The sequence below is a fragment of the Nonomuraea zeae genome, from assembly GCF_005889725.1.
In the GTDB taxonomy this organism is placed as follows: Bacteria; Actinomycetota; Actinomycetes; order Streptosporangiales; family Streptosporangiaceae; genus Nonomuraea; species Nonomuraea zeae.
This window is the reverse complement of record NZ_VCKX01000619.1, coordinates 1-2,168: the sequence shown is the minus strand read 5'-3', so window position 1 is coordinate 2,168 and position 2,168 is coordinate 1. Positions and strand designations below refer to the sequence as shown.

General features: G+C 71.5%; 3 protein-coding genes. 1 reads left to right on the top strand and 2 read right to left on the bottom strand.

The genetic code is table 11. The features are described from left to right. Positions 1-28: 28 nt before the first annotated feature. Positions 29-1,123, top strand: a complete 1,095-nt coding sequence (locus ETD85_RS61830; protein WP_240780183.1) for a winged helix DNA-binding domain-containing protein — start codon at positions 29-31, stop codon at positions 1,121-1,123. Between the two features lie 315 nt (positions 1,124-1,438). On the opposite strand, the gene ETD85_RS61825 is transcribed toward ETD85_RS61830, so the two are convergent. Continuing rightward, positions 1,439-1,690 (bottom strand): hypothetical protein, encoded by a 252-nt coding sequence (locus ETD85_RS61825; protein WP_138699020.1) that lies wholly within the window; start codon positions 1,688-1,690, stop codon positions 1,439-1,441. 177 nt (positions 1,691-1,867) lie between these two features. After that, on the bottom strand, positions 1,868-2,128 hold the full coding sequence (locus ETD85_RS61820) for a hypothetical protein (protein ID WP_138699019.1): 261 nt from the start codon (positions 2,126-2,128) through the stop codon (positions 1,868-1,870). Positions 2,129-2,168: the final 40 nt, after the last annotated feature.

Here is a 2,168-nt window from a genome sequence, read left to right as displayed (position 1 = left end):
GTCGGTGGCGGGGTGTAGTTGTATACGCGTGACGTTGAAGTTGACCTGGCCCCAGATCCTCTCGTGGCGCCTGCGCAGGCAGTTCGTGAGCGCGGCCGACGGTTCCGACGCCGTGTCGGTCGTCCGGCGCCTGTGCGGCGTGCAGACGCAGGTCGCCTCGTCGGCAGAGCTCGCCGTCGCGGTCAGGAGCGCCGAGCCCGACCCGGGCGAGATCGGCAGGGCCCTGTGGTCCGATCGCACCCTGGTCAAGACCTGGATCATGCGCGGCACGCTGCACCTGCTTCCCGCCGGCGAGCTGGCTGACTACTGCGCTGCCCTGAGCACGCTGCGGTTCTGGGAGAAGGGCTCGTGGCAGCGCGGCCACGGCGTCACCGCCGACGAGATCGCGGCGATCATCAAGGCCGTCCCCCGGGCGCTGGAGGCCGAGGGCCCGCTGACACGCGAGGAGCTGGTCGGCGCGGTGGTGGACGTGACAGGTGACGCCCACCTGCGGGAGGCGCTCACCTCCGGCTGGGGTGCCCTGCTGAAGCCGCTGAGCCGCCTCGGCGAGCTGTGCTACGGCCCGCCCCGCGAGGGCAGGGTGACCTTCACCGCCCCGCGCACGTGGATCCCGGGCTGGCCTGCCGCGCTCCCCCCGCAGGAGGAGGCGGGAGTTCGGCTGGCCCGCGCGTTCCTGGGCGCGCACGGGCCGGCGACGCCGGAGATGTTCGACACGTGGCTGTTCGGCGGTGTGGCCAGGAAGGCGGTGCTGAAGGGCTGGTTCCGTGACCTGGCGCCGGAGCTGACGGAGGTCGAGACCGGTGACGGCCTGGTGCTGCTGGCCTTGGCCGAGCACCTCGACGACCTCGCGAGCACCCGGGCGTCGGCTGAGGTCCACCTGCTGCCGAGCTTCGACCAGTACATCCTGGCCGCCCCGCGCACGCTCGCCCCGCTCATTCCGCCGCTGCTCAAACCCAAGGTCAGCCGTCAGGCGGGGTGGATCTCCCCCGTGGTCGTGCACGAGGGCCGGGTGGCGGGTGTCTGGGAGGCCAAGAACGGCGACATCACCCTCGACCTCGCCACCTCTGTGCCCCAAGCATCGCTCGACGCGGCCGTCACCCGGATGCGCGCCCTCCTGTCCTGACGCGCGAGCCGGGTCCCGTCCGGCAGGTGGCATCTCGACCATGGGATTAGGCGGTGGGCTTGGTGCGGTGGGGCATGGGCGAGGGCCAGGCTCCGGTGAGGGCCCATTCGGGCGTGGCTAAGGCTTGCTTGGGCATGACGAGGCCACCTTTGGGCGCAACCATGCTCGCTCGGGCATGGTGACGCCTCTCAGGCCCGGCCAGTCCCCTCGGGCACGGTGACGTCCCTCCCTCGGCGCTGCCAAGCTCACCCTGGACATGGCGAAGTGGGCCGTCACGGTGGCTTGGGAGGTCCGTGCGGCCCTGGGTGGGTGGGGTCAGGAGGCGGTGCCGGCCATGGTGCGGTCGACGATGCCCTTGTTGCCCTCCTCCCGCGCGCAGTGGGCGCAGCAGTACCAGTGCTCGCCCGACTGGACGCCATGCCCGATGACCTTGGTGCCGCAGTGCTCGCAGATGGGCGCCATCGCCTCGATCGCGCACTGGAAGCAGTCGAAGGTGTGCACCGCTCCCTGGGCGTGCACCTCGAACGCCATGTCGTAGTCGTTGCCGCAGGTCTCGCAGACAGCCATGGTGATCCCCTTTGCAGTCGATCCGCCGGGGGGATACCCGGTTCCTGGTTCTCGCTTCCCCAAGCAACCACCATATTCAGGCCGCCTCCCCGAGTCACCGCTTCCGACCGGCGGTGTCCCCGGCACACGGCGTCCCCGGGAGGCACCGGCCCGGCAGGTGGCGAGGGGCAAGGGTGGTCAGTGGCGGCGTAGGGCGAAGGCGGTCAGCAGGGGCAGGCCCAGGAGCCCGAGCGCGGCCAGCGCGGCCGGCAGGCCGAGCCAGCCGCTCAGCCCCGCCACCAGCAGCGGGCTGACGACGAACCCCGTGTACGAGATCGTCGACACCCCCCAGACGATCGTCCCGCTCGCGTCGTCGGCGGCGGCCCGGCTGAGCAGGGCGGGCACCAGCGGCCCGAGCGCCAGCCCGGTCACCGCGAACCCGGCCATGGAGACCAGCACCTGTCTATTATACACATCTCCGAGCCCACGAGACCCTCCT